Genomic DNA, 17,932 nt, shown 5'->3' with positions numbered 1-17,932 from the left:
CGCAGGATCATGACCGTCTTCGTCCGCGAACTTGACCTGGGCGGCGCGGGTTTGCGCGTCGCTGTGAAAGACTGCATCGACGTTGCGGGCGAGGCGACCGTTGCCGGCAGCCGCGCCCTTGCGCATGTGGTGCCGGCCGCGGCAAACGCCACCGTCGTTCGGCGGAGTCTAGAGGCGGGTTGCCAGATCGTCGGCAAGACGACGATGCACGAACTTGCCTTCGGCATCAGCGGCATCAACGACTGGGCTGGGACGCCGGTCAATCACCGATGGCCGCATCTGATACCGGGTGGCTCCTCGTCCGGCGCGGCGGCCGCTGTGGCAGCCGGGCTCGCCGACATCTCCATCGGAACCGATACGGGCGGCTCGATCCGCATTCCCGCCTGCTGCTGCGGGGTCTTTGGGCTGAAGCCAACGTTCGGCCGGATCAGCCGGCAGGGTGTTTGGCCCAGGGTCAGTTCGCTCGATAGCGTGGGTCCGCTCGCGGCAAACGCCTCCCTGCTCATCCGGGCCATGGAGATCATGGACCCCGCCTTCTTCCCCTGCACGGACGGGAGCATCCGGGTCGGCCTCCTGAACGTGCAGGCGGCGCCAAACGTTCAGCGCGCCATAGTCCGTGTCCTTGGCCGGGCGGGCCTTGCCTCCAAGGAGGTCCACCTTTCGGGAATGGAGGCCGCCTTCACGGCTGGGGTCACAATCATGAACGCGGAGACCTGGTCCGCTTTCGGTCCCCTGCTGGAAACGGGCCTCGTCGGGCAGGATGTGGCCCTGCGCCTCGCCCGCGCCTCGATGACCACCCCGGACGAAGTCGCCGCCGCAGAGACCGTGCGCGCGGCCTTCACTGCGGAGGTGGACGCAGCCCTTGAACGCAGCGACGTCCTGGTGCTTCCGACCATGCCGGATCACCCGCCGCGTCTGGACGATGCCCGCACCGACCGGTCCGCCGTCGGCATGACGACGTTTGTTCGGCCCTTCAACCTGTCCGGACATCCGGCCGCGACGGTCCCGGTGCAGGATCATTCGGATGAGCCAATCGGCCTTCAAATCGTGGGGCGCAAGGGCGAGGATGAAAAGGTGCTGGCTGTTGCCTTCCAGATTGGCGACGCCTTGGCCTCCACTCGTTGAAGGGCAGGCCCTGCCGTTCATCGAGCAAACGGGGGAATGCGGCTGATCCAGACGGGCGCCCCGCGGACGAACCGCATTACCCCTCGGCGAGAGTCATCCCCAGACGCACATCATGCTCGGTCAGCCGTCCGAGTTAAGCGGACACCGGTTCGCGAGAAGGAAGAGGGTGAAAACGAGGAAAGAGAGCGCTTGCGGCATGTCCTTGAAACGCCGCAAGCGCTCTACAACCTGGCATCCTGGGGGAGCGGGCCACGCGTTAGGGTCTGAGCACGCCTCGCCGGATCGCGGCGATGCGGCGTGCAGCATGTGCGTCAGGCGGGCGTTGCGATCGCAATGGCCGTGAGCCGTTCATGAAGCGGCTTCGGGATCATGACCCCTTCCCCCGCTGTCCGCAGCCGCGCAGCCGCGCGGCGCTGGCCCGGGAGGCGTGCGCCCTCCTGCCCGGCAATGGCCTCGCACAGGCGGCCCAGCCGCGCACCGGCCTCAGGCCCCGCCACCGGCCCGGGATCAATGGCGATGAAGAACTGGCCCGTGCGCGGCGATCCACCGGAATTGTCGGCGAACGAGGACGCATCGATGGACAGGTTCGCGCCGGTGAGCCAGGCCGCCATCAGTTCGACCATGAGCGCGAGGCCTGCCCCCTTATGACCGCCAGCGGGGACCATCGTCCCGCCTTCGAGAGCAGCCTTCGCGTCCTCGGTCGGCTGGCCCTCGCGATCCAGCGCCCAGCCCAGAGGAATAGGAGCGCCCCGCTGCTGGTGCACCATGATCTCGCTCTTGGCCACCACCGAGGAGGACTGGTCCAGCACAAGGGGCGTCTCTGCCACGCGCGGCACGGCGAAGGCGACGGGATTGGTGCCGAACACCGCGCGTGTCCCACCCACTGGGGCAATGGAGGCCGGTGCGTTGACGAAGCCGAGCGCCACGAGTTCGGCCTGCGCGATGCGCTCAACGTGATAGCCCACCACGCCGCAATTGTAGGAATTGGTCACGGCCAGGGCCGCGATGCCTTGCTCCCGCGCGGCGGCGATCAGCTCCGGCAACCCGAGGTCGATGGCGGGATGGGCGAAGCCGTCCCGTGCGTCCACCAATACGAGGCCCGGGCGAGGGCGGCTTAAGGCAGGGGCGGCGGCCCCGTCGATCTTGCCCACCTTGGCATGGGCGCAATAGGTGGGCAGGCGGGCAAGGCCGTGGCTGTGCACGCCTTCCGTCTCCGCCGCGACCACCGACGCCGTGACCGAGCGCGCATTGACCGGCGACACACCGCTGGCGATGAGCGCGCGGAAGGTCAGATCGTCCACCTCTTCGAGCCTGAGTCGGACCATGGGTGCGGTTGCTGCGGCGCTCATGCGGCTTCTCCCTTGGCATGCACAGACACTGCGCCATAGAGGGTGCGCGCTGCTTCAGAAGTGACGAGGCCTTCGGCGACGTCCTCGGCGAGGCGGGTCGGGTCGCGGTCCGCCGGATTGCCGAAACCGCCGCCGCCGGAAGTCATGATCCGCACGCGATCGCCAGCGCCGAGCGGAATGCCGGAGACCTTGGAGTTCAGGTTCTCAACCGTGCCGTCAGCGCGCGTCACCGTGGTGGAGGACAAGGAGCCGGGCTGCCCTCCCTTGATGCCATAGGGGGCGAAACGGAAGCGCTCGAAATTGGTTGAAAGCGAGCCCTGCGGCGCTTCCAGAAGGAATTCTCGCACGAGGCCAAGGCCGCCGCGGAACTGGCCGGCCCCGCCGCTGTCCGGCACCAGGCCGTAGCGGGTGAAGACCACCGGATATTTGGCCTCCACCATCTCGATGGGCGCGTTGGTGTTGTTGTGCAGGCCGCAGGACAGGGCACTTGCCCCGTCGCCCCCCGCATGGCCCCCCCAGCCGCCCACCTCGATGTCGAAATAGACCTGCCGCTTGGCATCCGGCCGCACCAGGGAGACCGCATAGACGTAGGAAATGGCGTAATAGGCCGCCGGGATACGCTCCGGCGCGATCTGGGCGAGGGCGCCGAACACGGCAGTGGCGATGCGATGGTTCACCACCATGCGCCCGGCCACGGGGGCGGGGAATTGCGCATTCACCACACTGCCCTCCGGCAGGCGCACACGGACCGGGCGGTAGCAGCCGGAATTGGCAGGGATGTCGCCGCCGAGCGCCGCCAGCAGGGCGTAGTAGACGGCCGAGCAGGTCATGGCCGGGGTGTTGTTGACCGGGCCGCGCACCTGGGGGCTGGAGCCGGCAAAATCGAGCGTGATGGTGTCGCCGGCCTTGGCGATGGTCACTTCCAAGCGGATCGGGGTATCCGACTGGCCGTCATCGTCCACAGTCTCGACGAAGGACGCCGTCCCGTCTGGGAGCGCGGCGATCGCGGCGCGCATCATGCGCTCGGAGCCATCGAGGATCGCCGACATGGCCGCCGAGAGTGTTGCGTTGCCGTATTTGCGGGCAATGCGCGTCACGGCCTTTACGCCGATGCCCAGCGCGGCGATCTGCGCGTTGAGGTCGCCACGGGTTTCGTCCGGCTGGCGCACATTGTGCAGCAGCATCTCGAACACACCGGTGTTCAGCGTACCTTTTTCCACCAGCCGGAGCGGGGGAATGCGGATGCCCTCATGGAAGATTTCGGTGGCGGCCGCATAATAAGAGCCGGCCGCCCCGCCGCCCACGTCCACATGGTGGCAGAGCGTGCCGACGATGGCGATCCGCTCTCCATCCACGAAGACGGGGCGAAAGGTCTGAATGTCCGGCAGATGCTGGCCGCCGGAATAGGGGTCGTTGGTGACGATGACGTCGCCCTCCGCCCAATCCTCGAGCGGGATGTGTGCTTCCAGGATGCGCTTGAGGCAATCGGACATGGAATTCAGATGCACCGGGATGCGCGCGGACTGGGCGATGTTGCCGCCCTGCGCATCGAAGACGGCGGTGGAGAAATCGAGGATCTCCCGCACCACGGTGGACCGGCTGGTGCGCCAGATGGTGAGGCTCATTTCCTCCGCGCTGGCGACCAGCGCGTTGCGGATCACCTCAAGGCGGACGGGATCGATGGTGGTCATGATGAGATGTCCTGAAAGATCAATGCCGGCGGGCGCGTTCGGCGATGAGGGCGCCGGTGGCATGGGAGCGGATGGTCCAGCCGGCCGGCAGATAGGTGGCCGTATAGGTCTCCTCCACCACAGCAGGGCCGGCGAGGCCCTCCGCCGTCACCGCGCCGCGCGCAACGATGCGGGTGTCCACGAAGCCCCCACGGCCATAGACCGGCCGTGTCTTTTCGGCGGCGGCCACGCCGCTTCCTTCCGGGGCGGGCGTCGGCTTGGCGAGGCGGCCGATGGCGGACAGGCGCAACGCCACGGCCTCCACGGGAACGGCAGGCTCGTCATAGGAGAAGCGTTGGCGGTGCAAGGCGTGGAAGGCCGCGGTGGTGCGGGCAAGGCCCTCCGGCGAGAAGTCGGCCTCATCCAGCGGCACGCGCAGATCAAAGGCCTGGCCCTGGTAGCGCAGGTCAAGCGCGAAGGAGAAAGCGCGGGCTTGCGGCGCGACGCCATCTTCCTCCAGGAGCCGGTCACCTTCGGCGGCCAGTTGCGCGGCCCGGGCAGCAAGGGTCTCGCCTTGGTCGGCGAGAAGGCCGATCTGAGTGGAGGACAAATCGTGGGTGATGTCCGACCACAATATGCCCCAGGCCGAGAGCGTCGAGGCATGGGCGGGGAAGATCACCTTGTTCATGCCCATCTCTTCCGCCACCTCGCAGGCATGCACGCCGCCCGCGCCGCCGAAGGACAGGAGGGCGAAATCCTCCGGATCCATGCCCTTTTCGAACAGAGAGAGGCGAATGGCGGTGGCAAGTGAGGAATTGGTGACGGCGATGACGCCCGCCGCGGTCTCTTCCGCAGAGAGCCCAACGCGACCGGACACCTCCGCCGCCGCACGGGCTGAGGCCGCCTTATCGAGGCCCATGCCGCCACCCATGAAGCTGGAACCGTCGAGACGGCCGAGCAGGAGGTTGGCGTCCGTCACGGTCAAGCGCGCGCCGCCGCGCCCATAGCAGGCGGGACCCGGCTCGGCGCCAGCGCTGTGGGGACCGATGCGCAGACGCCCGCCTTCATCCACCCAGGCGATGGAGCCGCCGCCCGCGCCAATGGTGCGCATCTCGATCATGGGCAGGCGCACGGGCAGGCCGTCCACCTCGCCCTCATTGACCATGGAAATGTTGCCCTCATGGACGACCGAGACATCGAAGCTGGTGCCGCCCATGTCGACGGCAACAAGGTTCGGCTCCGCGAGCGCCGCAGACAGGCGCTTGGCCGCAGCTGCCCCCCCGGAGGGTCCGGAGAGCAGAAGGCGGGCCGGTTCGCGTCCGGCCTTGGCAAGACCCGCAACGCCACCATTGGACTGCACCAGATAGACCTGCGTCTGCGGTACTTCCTGCTTCAGCTTACCGGCGAGGCGGTCCGTATAGGTCTTCACCACCGGCACCAGCAGGGCATTCAGCGTGGTGGTGGACATGCGCTCATATTCGCGCAGCTCCGGGGAAATGTCGCAGGAGAGGGAAATGTCCACCTCGGGCAGGAGCTCCCGCAGGATCTCGCCGGTCCGCCGCTCATGGGCGGGATTGGCGTAGGCATTGATGAAGCAGACGGCGAGCGACTTCACGCCCGCCTGTCGCAGTTTGCCGGCCAGCGCCGTGACACCGACCTCATCGAGGGGGGTGATGACACGCCCGTCAGCGCCGATGCGCTCAACGACCCCGAAGGAGAAGCGGCGCTTCACCAGAGCGGCCGGGGGCGACGCTGTAATGGCATAGACATCGGTTCGGCCATGACGACCGATCTGCATCACGTCCTCAAAGCCTTCGGTCGTCACGACGGCGCCGAGCGGCAGCTTGCGCTCAAGCACCGCATTGGTGGCGATGGTGGTGCCATGAAGAAGGTATTGCACCTCATCCAGCGAAAACCCGAAGCGGCGGCTGGCCTCCCGAATGCCGGTGAGCAGCCCGATGGAGGGGTCGGAGGGCGTGCTGGGCGTCTTCATCTGGTGGATGGCGCCGGTGCGGCTGTCCAGGATCTCGATGTCCGTGAAGGTGCCGCCAATATCGACGGCGATGCGGATGGAAGGACTGGTCATGGGTACTCCGGGCAAAGGCAAGGCTCTCCCATTCCCGCCGGCGGCAGGTTCGGGACGACAGGTCGGGAAGGGGCGGGCGGCGTCAGCCGATGGTGCGGGCGTCGCTCATTTGACGAAGGTCCGGCTCAGGCCCGCTGTGCGATCCACCACCAGAACCACGGCGAGGGTGAGCACAACGAGGAGGACCGATATGGCGGCGACCATGGGGTCCGCCTGCTGGTCCACATGGTTGTACATGGCGACCGGCAACGTCTGGAGGCGTGGGCCGGTCATGAAGAGGGACAACACCACCTCGTCGAACGAGACGAGGAAGCAGAGCGCCGTGGTGGAGATGACGCCCGAGCGCATCATCGGCAGCGTCACCCGGAAGAAGACCGTGAGCGGCTTTGCGCCGAGTGTCTCGGCGGCCTCTTCCACCGTGAGCGGCAGGTTGGCCAGTGCCGTGGAGAGCACGCGCACCGCATAGGGCAAGGTGACGATGAGGTGAGCAAGGACGAGGCCGCGGAAGGTGCCGATCAGGCCCATGGGCGCCACCACCAGCAGCAAGGCGAGGCCGAGCACGATGGTGGGCAGCAGCAGCGGCGCGGCGAACAGGTTGGAGAGGGCCTCCGCGCCCGGCGGCTTCAGCCGCACCAGCGCATAGGCGGCCGGCAGTCCGATGGCGAGGGACAGCACCGTCACCACAAGAGCGAGGGCCAGGCTGACCCAGAACGCACCCATCATGGCGGCGTTGCCGAAGATGGCGCCGTACCATTTGGCGCTCCAACTCGATGGCGGGAAGGCCATATAGTCGTCGCCCGAAAACGAGATGGGCAGGACCACCAGCAGCGGCGCCAGCAGGAACACGAACATCACTGCCGCGGTGATCTTCAAGGCGAGGGAAACGGGGCGCTCGTCCATGTCCGCGCCTCCTCAGGCGATATGCCGCAAGGCGCGGCCATAGAGGGTGAGGGAGACGCCGAACACCACGAGCACGATCATCGACAGGGCTGCGGCGAGCGGCCAGTTCAGCGTCACGATGGCCTGGTCATAGATCTCGGTGGCCAGGAGGAAGACGCGCCCGCCCCCCAGCAGCTTGGGCGTCACGAAGGAGGAAATGGCGAGCACGAAGCAGAGCAGCGAGCCGAGCGCCATGCCGGGCGCGGTCAGAGGCAGCACCACCCGCACGAAGATCTTCAGTGGCCGCGCGCCCAACGTCAGAGCCGCTTCCTCAAAGCGCGGGTCGAGCCGCCCGAAGCCGGAAAGCAGCGCCAGGATCATGTAGGGCATCAGAATTTCGGTCAGACCGATAATGACGCCGGTGAGGTTGAACATGAGGCGTGGTGGGTCCGTCATGCCCAGCATCATCAGGGCATTGGCCACCAGGCCCCGGTCCGAGAGAATGGCGATCCAGCCATAGGTCCGGACCACGGCGGATGTGAGCAGAGGCGCCACCACCAGCACCATCAGCACCGTCCGCCATGTGCCCGTTGAGCGGTGCAGATAGAGGGCGATGGGATACGAGGCGATGAGCGTCAGAACGGTGATGAGGAGGCTCACCCCCACGCTGTTGGCGATAAGTTCCAGCGTGAAATGATCGGTGAGTGCCGCGCGCCATGTCTCCACCGAATAGCCCGCGCCGAGCGCGCCAGAGGCCGAGGCCTCCCGGAAGGACATCTTCAGCAGGTTGATGACGGGCCACAGGAAGCCCACGGCATTGACCAGCCCGATGGGCACGAGCAGCAGGCTGGCGGTACCGAGCGGGCTCAGCGGGCGTGCTGCGGAGGGGGAGACGGCGAGGCTCGTCATGACGCGCCATACACGAAAGTGTCTTCCGGCCGCCAGGAGAGCGTCACCGGGGTGCCGGGGGAAAGCAGCGTTTCTCCGCCGCGCGTGGCGGCTTCGGTCTTCACGGTCACGCCGCCCACATCCACCTCATATTCGAGAATGTCGCCGGCAAATGTCGAGCGGGCGACCGTGCCCGAAAGGCGGTGGGCGTTCGCATCGGGCACCATGACACCGTGCGGGCTGAGCGAAATGCGGTGGGGGCGGACCATCACGTCCACGGGGCCGTCGAAGCCCGCGGAGGAAACGGTGATGCCGGCCACTTGTGCGAGGCCTCCCGAGGCTGTGCCGGACAGACGGTTGATGCGGCCGACGAAGCCCGCGACGAAGGCGGTCTTGGGATGTTCGTAAATTTCGTGGGGCGTGCCCATCTGTTCCAGGCGCCCCTGGTTCATGACCGCCACCTTGTCGCAGATGGTCAAGGCTTCCATCTGGTCGTGGGTAACGAAAATCGCGGTGATGCCCAGCCGCTTCTGGATGTCCCGGATCTCGGTGCGCATCTCGTCGCGCAGCTTGGCGTCGAGGTTCGAGAGCGGCTCATCCAGCAGCAGGATGGAGGGCCGGATGACCAAAGCGCGGGCGAGAGCCACGCGCTGCTGCTGGCCACCGGACAGCTGGGTGGGGCGGTGATGCTCGCGGCCCGACAGGCGGACCATCGCAATCGCCTCTTTCACCCGCTCCGCCGCTTCCGCCTTGGGCACCTTGCGCATTTCAAGGCCAAAGGCGACGTTCTTTGCGATGTCCATGTGCGGGAACAGGGCATAGGACTGGAACACCAGCCCCATGTCCCGCGCATAGGGCGGAATGCCGGTTATGTCCCGCCCATCCACGGCGATATGCCCGGATGAGGCGGGCACCAAGCCCGCAATCATGCGCAGCGAGGTGGTCTTGCCGCAGCCGGAGGGGCCGAGAAAGGCAACCAACTCGCCCCGCGCCACGTCGAGGTTGAGATCATCCACGGCCGCGAAGGAACCATAGTGGCGGGTGAGGCCCCGCAGGGACAGGAAGCCCTGTCCCTGCGCAAGCCGTGTCATCTCTCCGGGCGTGGCGCGGATCATGGCGACGCCCTCAGCGGCTAGCGGGCAGGACGCGGCGGCGCCACTGCTCCGCAATCTTGTCACGCACCTGGGCCAGCGCGATCCAGTCCACCGGCATCACCTTGTCGAGCTGCTTGACGGCCGTGCGGTCGAGGGCTGCCGCGGAAATGTCCGCCTTGGCATTGGTGGGGGCGTAGAACATGGTTTCGGTGAAGGTCTTCTGCGCCTCGGCGGAAAGGGCGTAGTTGACGAAGATCTTCGCTGCATCGGCGGCGGGGCTGCCGGCCACCAGATTGATGGTGTTGATCTGGAAGACGGTGCCTTCCTGCGGGATCGTCGCCTTCAGCTTGCCACCGGAGGTGTCGCTATTGACCTGGGCGCGGGCATTCCAGCCAACGCCAATGGCCGCCTGGCCGGTCACGATGGGCGCATAGACCTCGGGCTTCGGCTCCCAGGTCTGGACGTTGGGGGCAATCTCAACCATAGCGGCGATGCCCTTGTCCACGTCCTTCAGATAATCGGTGCCGCCATTGGCCTTGTTGAGGATGAGCAGGAGCGAGAGGCCCTGGATGTCCGGCACGCCGGGGATGACCACCTTGCCCTTCATGGGCGCCTTGGCCATCTCCATGTAGGACTTGGGCGGCTCCTTCACCTGTTCGGAATTGTAGATCAGGACAAGATTGTCGAACGTTACCGCAACGCCCGCCACGGCAGGGATGCGGGCATTGGGGTAGAGGTCCTTCACGTTCGGTACGTTGGACTCATCGATCTTGGTGAAAAGGCCTTCGTCGGTCCCCGCCTTGGAGACGGATACGTCCATGATGACCACATCCGCCTGCGGCGCGGCCTTCTGGGCGCGCAGGTTGCCGAGCATGGCAGCGGAGCTGGGAAGGGGGAAGTAGGTGACCTTGATGTCCGGGTGCGCCTTCATGAAGGGCTCCAGGATCGCCTTGGTGTAGCGCTCCTGGAACAGGCCTGAATAGGCCATCAGCGTCAGGTTTGTTTCCGCCAAAGCGGGGCCGGCAAAGGCCCCGAGGGCGGCACAGAACGTTGCGATCTTGAGTGCAGTTTTCATCTTCACTACCCCTCTGGAGGACTGGACCGGACCGTTTTCGGTTCTTTGGATGGAAAGGTTCAGGCGGGCTGGAGCTTTGCCTCCACCATGGCGCGGGCGCCGGAAATGTCCGGCAGCTTTTCGCCGGCGGCGAGGCGGGCCAGGAGGACGAGCTCGGCTTCCTGCATGGCGATTGCGCGGGCGGCGATGGCGGGCGCCTCGGACGGCTTGAGCACCACGACGCCGCTCTCGTCGCAAAGTACCGCATCACCGGGGCAGACCGTCTGGCCGCCCACATTCACCGGCACATTCAGCGCGCCTTCAAGCCCGAGCAGCTTGGTGGTGATGGGGGAGGGCCCACGGCACCACATGGGCATGTCGACGCGCACGATCTCCGAGAAGTCGGTCGCCGGGCCGTCAATGACGCCCGCCTTCACGCCCGCCATCTTCATGGCATTGGTGATGACGCCACCCCAACAGGCGTGGCGCGTGTCCCCGCAGCGCTCGATGACCACCACATCGCCCGGCCGCACGTAAGCAGTCAGGTAATGCAGCAAAGTGGAATCGGCGTGGGGAATGCGGAGCGTCACGGCCGTGCCGGCCACCCGCTTGCCCGGCAGGACGGCGCGGATGTCGGGAGACACGAAGCCCGAATGCAGGACGTGGCCGATGGTGGCCACTTCGCACCTTTCCAGCTCGGCAACCAATTCAGGCGCGATCTGGTCGGGCATGGGATTGACGATGAACATCGGGGGCTCCGCTCAGGCGAGGACGTGGTGGCGGGAGACGGGCAGGTTGGTGCGCACCTTCTGGGAATAGGAAAGATCGATGCGCCCGGCCGTGAAGCCGACACCATCCGAACACTGGGCCGTGACATGGCCCCACGGGTCGATGACCATGGAGTGACCCCAGCACCACTTCTTGCCGCCGGCATGCGGCCCGGTCTGGCCAACCGCCAGGAACCAGGTCTGGGTCTCCACCGCCCGGGCACGGGCGAGCAGTTCCCAATGGTCCTTGCCGGTCATGAGGGTGAAGGCAGCTGGCAGCACGATCACGTCGGCGCCTTTGTCCGCCAGCTTGCGGAACAGCTCGGGAAAGCGGATGTCGTAGCAAATGGCGCAGCCGACCGTTGCCTCACCCACCTTGTAAGTCACGACCTCGTCGCCGCGAGCGACGGTGTCAGACTCGCGGTAGACCATGCCGCCCGGGATCTCCACATCGAACAGGTGGATCTTACGGTAGCGGGCGATCTCCGCGCCGTCGGCGCCAAACACAACCGTGGTGTTGTAGAAGGAGTTGCCGTCCCGCTCGGCGACGCTGCCGGCATGGATCGTCACCTTCAGCTTTTTGGCAAGGCCCGACATGAGACGGTAGGCGGAACCATCCGGAAACGTCTCGGCGGACTCCTGCATCTCGGCGGGGGTGTCGCCCAGAAAGGCGTAATATTCCGGCAGCACTACGAGATCGGGCTGCTCTGCGGCCACAGCCTCCTCGATAAGGGCGGCGGCAGCAGCGAGGTTCACCGCCTTGTCCCCCTGCGAGTTCATCTGGATCAGCGAAACTTTCACGTGCCATCTCCCTGCGTGCCGGCGCAGGAGAACAGACGCGGCAAGGTGCGACAAACGCGAAATAATTGTCTGCCCTAACAACCAATGCTTATGAGAGCGGCAGAGGCAGCGCCTGCCTATTCTGTGTGCGCTGCAGCGCGAACCCCTCGCGTTGCAGCGACGGCGATCTCCGCCGCCATGTGCGCGATCAGGCGGGGAAGGGGGCTCCCTGGTTCCTCCCGATAGATGGCATGAAGGTTCAGCAGGGGCATGTTGGCCTGAACGTCGAGGATGGCCAATTCGCCGCGCTCGCTCATCTCCTGCACCAGGACGCTGGGGAGCACTGCGACCCCCATGCCGTCGCGCACAAGGCGGGTGATGGTGGCGAGGGAGTTGGAGTTCAGGACCCGCACCTTCTGAGGATCGAGGCCGGCCTCCTCAATGATCTGCTGCACGTGCTGATGCGGCTGCGACCCGCGCGAGAAGGCGAAGATCGGCCCGCTCTCCGCGACGCTTTCCAATGACAGGCGGCGACCATGCAAGCCGAGGCGCGGCGCCGCCACCCAGACACACTCATAGCTGCATAATTCGATGTTGCGGCAGTCCGGAACCAGCAGAGGGCCGGCAATGAGGGCGAGGTCCACTTGGCGGTCCAGCAACATGCGGGCCACAGTGAGGCTGTTGTCCACGGTCAGATCCGGATCGACATCCGGATAGGCCTCCTTCACCGCCTCCACGAGGCGGGGCAGCCAAGCATAGACGATGGTGTCGATGGTGCCGATGGCCACCCGCCCCCGCAGGCGGTGGGTGTCGCCGATGCCCAGGCGCAACTCACTCGTCATGCGCACAATGGCCTCGGCCTGCGCCAGCGCCCGCTCCCCAGCGGGCGTCAAGCTGACGCTCCGCAGGTCGCGCTCAAAAAGGCGCACACCGAGGTCCTTTTCAAGCGTCGCGATGCGGTTGGAGATGGCGGCCTGCGTCGTGCACAGCTTGCTGGCGGCGCTTGAAAAGCTCCGCAGCCGGGCCACCCAGATGAAGGTTTCCAGGAAACGCACATTCATGAGGCAGGTCTTCATCCCGATTGGGGCAAGGCGGATGCGACCGGCAGCATGGCCCCCCACCTCGCATTTGACAACGCGCGGGCCGGGCCTGCGAAGAGCGTTTCATTTTACCATCGCCGCTCGTCGGCCCTGGCGCAAGCACCTAACGGGGAAGCCGCATCAAGCTGGAGGTGCAATGCCATAGCGGCCGGCAATGACCTGGAAGGCATCCACCGTCTGGGGGTCCACGGGGATACCAAGGGCCTGACGCCGTTCCGCCTCCCGCCATTCGCGATCGCCGGGCGCCAGGACTTCGCCCCCTTCCACCGCTTGGCTGTTACGCAAGCTGTCCAGATAGCGCGCCATCCCGGCGGCATAAGCGTCCGGCTCCAGGAAGGCATCCGGCTTCAGCGCCAAGACGAAGGCGCCCACATCCCGCGCCCTGGACATGTCCTCGCCCCCCATGGGCGGGATGTCGAAGCTGAGCCGCGCTCCGGTGAGAATGGAGCTGAAAAGCTCGACCAGGCCGGCAAGACCTGCCCCCTTGAAGCCAAACGCTCCACCGAGCGGCGCCAGCATGTCCACCAGATGAGGATCGGTTGTGTTTCGCCCCCGCGCATCGGAGGCCACGTCCGCCGGCAATTGCCAGTCGAGGCTGCGATAGAGCAGGACGCGATTATAGGGGATAGAGCTTGTCGCCATGTCCAGCAGCCAGGGGCGGCTCCCCGGAACCGGCGCGGCAGCGGCGATGGGATTGGTGCCGTGGAAGCGCGCCGCACCATCGTGCAACCGCATCAGGCTGTCGGAATTGCAAAATGCCAGCCCCAGATAGCCCCGCTCGGCCGCGGCAAGTGCATAGGCACCGGCGGCTCCGAAGTGCGAGGAATTGCGGATGCCGACTGCCCCAATGCCGAATCGCTCGGCCTTGGCGAGGGCATGGTCCATGGCGGCAAAGGCGGCGCGCGCGCCATGGGCCGCGCCCGCATCCAAGGTTGCGACAGCACCGAAATCCCGCACGACCACCATATGCGGACGGCCGGCCACCCGGCCGCCGTCCAGGGCTTTGAGATAATGGTCGAGAAGGCGGATGCCGTGGCTGTCAATGCCGAGCCGGGAGGCGTGCATCATGGCCCGGGTGGCAGCCTCGGCCGTGGCCGTGTCCGCGCCTGCGGCCGTCAGTGCCGCGATCGCAAAGGTGGTCAGCGCAGCCTCTGAGTGCCGGGTCGCAAAGACGGGCGGGGGGACGGGGGCTCGGACTGACATGGCGTTGCTCCCTACAGGCGATTGGGCATGCACGCATGGGTGCATGCCTTAGTGTCCGCCAGCTAAGGCCGTGCTTCCGGCCACGTCAACGATCAGGGAACAGCCGGAGAGGGGGTGCTGAGGCTCCACATGGCGTCAAACATCGACGCCTGGAAAGCGGCAAATTCCGCGCTGTCAATGATCATGCCGTAGCTTTCTCGCGCGGAAGAAATCAGGGCTACCTTGTTTCCATAGATGAAGCACGTCATGGCCAAGGTATGCTCCGCCGGCGCATAGCGCAGCTCGCGGCAGTGCTCCCGACTGGAAGGCCAGATGGGCACGATGTCCCGCTCGGCCGAGCGGATCACATGCAGCCAGATGCCCCGTCGAGCACGCTCATTGAGATAGCGCTCCATTTCCTCCAGCCCCGGCTCGGCCATCAGCTCCTTCATGGACAACGTGGCGCGCAAGACCTTGTCGCCACTGTTCAGCGTGTCCCACAAAGTGGTCCGAATACCTTCCGGACCCGGATGAAAGCGCACGTTCGGCTGGCCGCTCTCATGGTGATACATGGAGCGCAGGACCGGCATCACGTCCTCGATCATCTGCCGCCGCGCCTCGATGCGCTCCAGCAGCACGCCGGGATCCTGCGCCACCACGAAGCGCCTCTTGCCGTGGTCGACAAAGCGGATGAGGCCCTCGGCCTCCAGCTTGGCGAGGGCATCGTGGGCGGTGGTGCGGGCAAGGCCAGCCTTCGCAGCGACCTCCGTGACGGACGCGCCTCCGAGGCCAACCGCAGTGAGATAGAGCTTGTAGAGCGTCCCGGTGATGCCAATCCGGGCCAGCTTTTCTTCAATGTCGGTCGTCACGCCACATCCCCCAATGCGGGGAGAATGTCCGATCTTCCCCGTGTCGTCTATCGTCGGTTTTCCCCGATATAAAAATATCGCAACGCCCAAATTCTAAGCGCAATATCGGCAAACTGCGCGAAAAAACACCCCCAGATGCGCGATCAATGCTCATTCTGAACACGGAATCGAATTGACGGAAAATGCCGACAATAATAGCGTCTGGGTCACCCGGTCGCTGAGGTGCGCCGGGCCATCACGCAAAGGAGGTTGCCGATGGAAGCAGAGGCCAATGCGGGCGCGCTGGCCGCCCAGCCTGCCGCCAGCAGGCCGGCGAGACGCTTCCCGCCTGTCTCCCGCCTCTTTGCCAACCGATCGGTGCGCGCGGGGCTCGGCCTCGCCGCCTTCTTCGGCTTCTGGCAGGCCGTGTGCGGGCTCGGGCTGGTGGACGGCTTCCTTCTGCCCTCGCCGGTAGCCGTGGCGCAGGCCCTGTGGGAGATGGCGGTGGATGGCTCGCTCTGGGTCCATCTGGCGGCGAGCCTCCAGCGCGTGGCGGTGGGCTTCTTCCTCGCCTGTATTGTCGGCCTCGCCCTTGGCCTCGTCTGCGGCTGGTGGCGGCCGGTGTCGGACTTTGTCCGGCCGGTCGTGGAGGCGCTCCGGCCCATCCCGCCTCTGGCCTGGATCCCCATCACCATCCTGTGGTTCGGCCTCGGCGATGCTGCCTCCTACTTCCTGGTGTTCCTGGGCGCCGTCTTCCCGGCCTTCGTCGCCACCTACACGGCCGTGCGCGGCCTCGACCGCAACCAGATGAATGCCGCGCTCTGTCTCGGCGCCAAGCCCTGGCAATTGTTCTGGGACGTGCTGATCCCCGCCTCGCTGCCCATCATTTTGCCGGGCCTTCGCATCGCGCTCGGCGTCGGCTGGATGTGCGTGGTGACGGCGGAGCTGATCGCCGCCCAGACGGGCCTTGGCTACCTGATCCAGCAGTCCCGCATGCTGTTCCAGATCAACAATGTGGTGGCCGGCATGGTCACCATCGGCCTGGTGGGCTTCGCCATGTCCGTCATACTCGAACGGATCGAGCGGCGTGTGAACGCCTGGGCTCCCTCCGAGCGCAATTGAGGAGAACGCCATGGTCGCCCTCGCTCGCCTGCCCGCCGACGTCTCCTCCCTCCCGCCCCAGTCCGCCTCCGCCGACATCCAGATCGATATCCGCAATGTGGGCAAGGTCTATGGCGGCACGGCCTCCGACCATGCGGTGATCGCCCTCGACGGCGTCAACCTGCGTATTCGGCGCGGCGAGTTCATTTCGCTGCTGGGACCCTCCGGCTGCGGCAAGTCCACTCTGCTCGGCATCATCGCCGGCTTCCAGTCCGCCAGCAGCGGGCAGTTGCTCCAGGACGGCCGGCCCATTACCCGCCCCGGCCCCTCGCGCACGGTGGTGTTCCAGGACTATGCCCTGTTCGGCTGGATGACGGTGCAGCAGAACGTGGAATTCGGCCTCAAAGCCAAGGGCATGCCCAAGGCTGAGCGGGCCGAGATCGCCCGCGCCCTCATCGCCATGGTGCGGCTCAGCGGCTTCGAGGACAAATATCCCCACCAGATGTCCGGCGGCATGAAGCAGCGCGCCGCCATCGCCCGGGCGCTGGCGCCCGATCCGGACATCCTGCTCATGGACGAGCCGTTCGGCGCGCTTGATGCCCAGACCCGCGTTCTGTTGCAGGAGGAGATCGCACGCATCTCCTCCGAAGCCGGCAAGACGGTGATTTTCGTGACCCACGGCATCGACGAGGCGCTCTTCCTGGCCGACCGCGTGGTGGTGATGAGCCCGCGCCCGGGCCGGGTGCGCGAGGAGGTGCTGGTGCCGCTCCCGCGGCCGCGGACGGCCGAGATGCGGTCCGACCCATGGTTCGTCTCCACGGTCAACGACCTGTGGGAGACGCTCAAGCCGGAATGGCAGAAAGGGGAATAGACCGTGACCTCAGGAATTTCGCGCCGCCGCTTCGGCCAGCTCGCCGCTGGCCTTGCCGCCTCCCTCCCGCTGGCGATGCCCTCGGTTCTGCGCGCCCAAGAGGGCGATGTGGTCCGCATGTGCTGGTTCAACACGACCACCGTGTCGGCCCAGATCGCCCATGTCCTGATGCGCACGGACATTCCGGCCCGCAACGGCCTCAAGATGGAGATGATTCAGCTGGCCGCCTCGCCCGCCATCACCGAGGCCCTGGTTTCGGGTGCCGGCGATGTGGGCACGCTCTCGGACTTTGCAGCCGTGACCACCATGGCCATCGGCGCGCCGGTGACCACAGTCGCCTCCCAGGCCCGGTTCCGCTCGGCGGTGCTGGCCACCAAGAAGTCCGGCATCACCAGCCTTGCCGACCTCAAGGGCAAGCAGGTCTACGGCACCTTCGGCATCACCGCCTTCCAGAATGCCCAGGACGCGGTGCTCAAAGCCGGCCTCACGCCCGGCAAGGACGTGACCTTCGTCAATGTGGGGCCGGCCGAGCTGGCGGACGCGGTGGGCGCCCAGCGCATCGACGCCTTCTTCTCCTATGATCCATTCGTCAGCTATTTCGAGAGCACCGGCGCCGCGCATGTCATCTCGCAGAACGTGACGCCGGTCATCGTGCTCGCCGCCAACAACCGCTTCCTCCAACAGAAGCCGGATGTGCTGAAGCGCCTGCTTATCGCCAATTCCGAGGCACTGTTCTTCGCCGCGCAGAACAATGACCTGGTGAATGGCTGGTTCCGCACCCTGGAGCCCGCCAAGAACATCCCCGAGCCGGTGCTTCAGAAGGCGTCCAGCTACGATCCGGCCTGGAGCGCCAAGTCCTTCTCTGACATCCGCGCCACGCTCTCGCCCGAGCAGATCGCGCAGATGGAGGCGCTGGCCAAGTGGGGCGTGGACGCCAAACTCCTGCCGCGCCTGCCGGACGTGCCGAAGTTCATCAATACCGCCATCGCCGCTGCTGCGGACAAGGAAGCGGCGGCGCTGAATTTCGACGTCAAAAGCGTGAAGATCCTGCGCGCCTGACCAGCGCGCCCTCCTCCCCTGACCGGCGGCGCGTTCCGGCGCGCCGCCCCCAAGCGCGCCGCCGGCCGGCGGTCGCGCA

General features: G+C 66.3%; 16 protein-coding genes. 4 read left to right on the top strand and 12 right to left on the bottom strand.

Annotated features, from left to right (window positions below; translation table 11 throughout):
* Positions 1–9: 9 nt before the first annotated feature.
* The gene (locus J5J86_RS18105; protein WP_209100506.1) at positions 10–1,125 is read left to right on the top strand and encodes an amidase; all 1,116 of its coding nucleotides are present in this window, start codon (positions 10–12) and stop codon (positions 1,123–1,125) included.
* 311 nt (positions 1,126–1,436) lie between these two features.
* On the opposite strand, the gene J5J86_RS18100 is transcribed toward J5J86_RS18105, so the two are convergent.
* The 12 genes from J5J86_RS18100 to J5J86_RS18045 form a co-directional block, all read right to left on the bottom strand.
* Positions 1,437–2,474: an Ldh family oxidoreductase gene (locus J5J86_RS18100; RefSeq protein WP_247657687.1), complete on the bottom strand. Its 1,038-nt coding sequence runs from the start codon at positions 2,472–2,474 to the stop codon at positions 1,437–1,439.
* Positions 2,471–4,165: a hydantoinase B/oxoprolinase family protein gene (locus J5J86_RS18095; protein ID WP_209100504.1), complete on the bottom strand. Its 1,695-nt coding sequence runs from the start codon at positions 4,163–4,165 to the stop codon at positions 2,471–2,473. The genes J5J86_RS18100 and J5J86_RS18095 overlap by 4 nt, the downstream gene beginning before the upstream one ends.
* 19 nt (positions 4,166–4,184) lie before the next feature.
* Positions 4,185–6,230, bottom strand: a complete 2,046-nt coding sequence (locus J5J86_RS18090; RefSeq protein ID WP_209100502.1) for a hydantoinase/oxoprolinase family protein — start codon at positions 6,228–6,230, stop codon at positions 4,185–4,187.
* Between the two features lie 105 nt (positions 6,231–6,335).
* Positions 6,336–7,130 carry an ABC transporter permease gene (locus J5J86_RS18085; protein WP_209100500.1) on the bottom strand — a complete coding sequence of 265 codons (795 nt, stop codon included), beginning with the start codon at positions 7,128–7,130 and terminating at the stop codon, positions 6,336–6,338.
* Positions 7,131–7,142: 12 nt separating this feature from the next.
* Positions 7,143–8,018 carry an ABC transporter permease gene (locus J5J86_RS18080; protein ID WP_209100498.1) on the bottom strand — a complete coding sequence of 292 codons (876 nt, stop codon included), beginning with the start codon at positions 8,016–8,018 and terminating at the stop codon, positions 7,143–7,145.
* A complete protein-coding gene (locus J5J86_RS18075; protein WP_247657686.1) occupies positions 8,015–9,112 on the bottom strand; it encodes an ABC transporter ATP-binding protein in 1,098 nt (365 codons plus the stop codon). Before J5J86_RS18075 ends, J5J86_RS18080 begins: the two co-directional genes overlap by 4 nt.
* A 10-nt stretch (positions 9,113–9,122) precedes the next feature.
* Positions 9,123–10,166, bottom strand: a complete 1,044-nt coding sequence (locus J5J86_RS18070) for an ABC transporter substrate-binding protein (protein ID WP_209100496.1) — start codon at positions 10,164–10,166, stop codon at positions 9,123–9,125.
* Positions 10,167–10,225: 59 nt separating this feature from the next.
* A complete protein-coding gene (locus J5J86_RS18065; RefSeq protein WP_209100494.1) occupies positions 10,226–10,894 on the bottom strand; it encodes an RraA family protein in 669 nt (222 codons plus the stop codon).
* 12 nt (positions 10,895–10,906) lie between these two features.
* Positions 10,907–11,713 (bottom strand): carbon-nitrogen hydrolase family protein, encoded by an 807-nt coding sequence (locus J5J86_RS18060; RefSeq protein WP_209100491.1) that lies wholly within the window; start codon positions 11,711–11,713, stop codon positions 10,907–10,909.
* 116 nt (positions 11,714–11,829) lie between these two features.
* A complete protein-coding gene (locus tag J5J86_RS18055; RefSeq protein ID WP_209100489.1) occupies positions 11,830–12,753 on the bottom strand; it encodes a LysR family transcriptional regulator in 924 nt (307 codons plus the stop codon).
* 159 nt (positions 12,754–12,912) lie between these two features.
* Positions 12,913–13,995 carry an Ldh family oxidoreductase gene (locus J5J86_RS18050; protein WP_209100488.1) on the bottom strand — a complete coding sequence of 361 codons (1,083 nt, stop codon included), beginning with the start codon at positions 13,993–13,995 and terminating at the stop codon, positions 12,913–12,915.
* 92 nt (positions 13,996–14,087) lie between these two features.
* Positions 14,088–14,843 carry a TrmB family transcriptional regulator gene (locus tag J5J86_RS18045; RefSeq protein WP_247657685.1) on the bottom strand — a complete coding sequence of 252 codons (756 nt, stop codon included), beginning with the start codon at positions 14,841–14,843 and terminating at the stop codon, positions 14,088–14,090.
* A gap of 255 nt (positions 14,844–15,098) precedes the next feature.
* Between J5J86_RS18045 and J5J86_RS18040 the strand changes: the two genes are divergently transcribed.
* From J5J86_RS18040 to J5J86_RS18030, 3 genes are read left to right on the top strand one after another with little or no spacing between them, the layout of a single operon-like run.
* Positions 15,099–15,944 carry an ABC transporter permease gene (locus tag J5J86_RS18040; protein ID WP_209100487.1) on the top strand — a complete coding sequence of 282 codons (846 nt, stop codon included), beginning with the start codon at positions 15,099–15,101 and terminating at the stop codon, positions 15,942–15,944.
* A gap of 10 nt (positions 15,945–15,954) precedes the next feature.
* Entirely contained in the window at positions 15,955–16,794 is an 840-nt protein-coding gene (locus J5J86_RS18035) for an ABC transporter ATP-binding protein (RefSeq protein WP_209100486.1), read from the top strand.
* Positions 16,795–16,797: 3 nt separating this feature from the next.
* Entirely contained in the window at positions 16,798–17,853 is a 1,056-nt protein-coding gene (locus tag J5J86_RS18030; protein ID WP_209100485.1) for an ABC transporter substrate-binding protein, read from the top strand.
* The last annotated feature ends 79 nt before the right edge of the window (positions 17,854–17,932 follow it).

The sequence above is a fragment of the Aquabacter sp. L1I39 genome, assembly GCF_017742835.1.
Classification (GTDB): domain Bacteria; phylum Pseudomonadota; class Alphaproteobacteria; order Rhizobiales; family Xanthobacteraceae; genus L1I39.
Note: the sequence above shows the minus strand (reverse complement) of the source record. Positions and strands in the feature narration are given on the sequence as shown.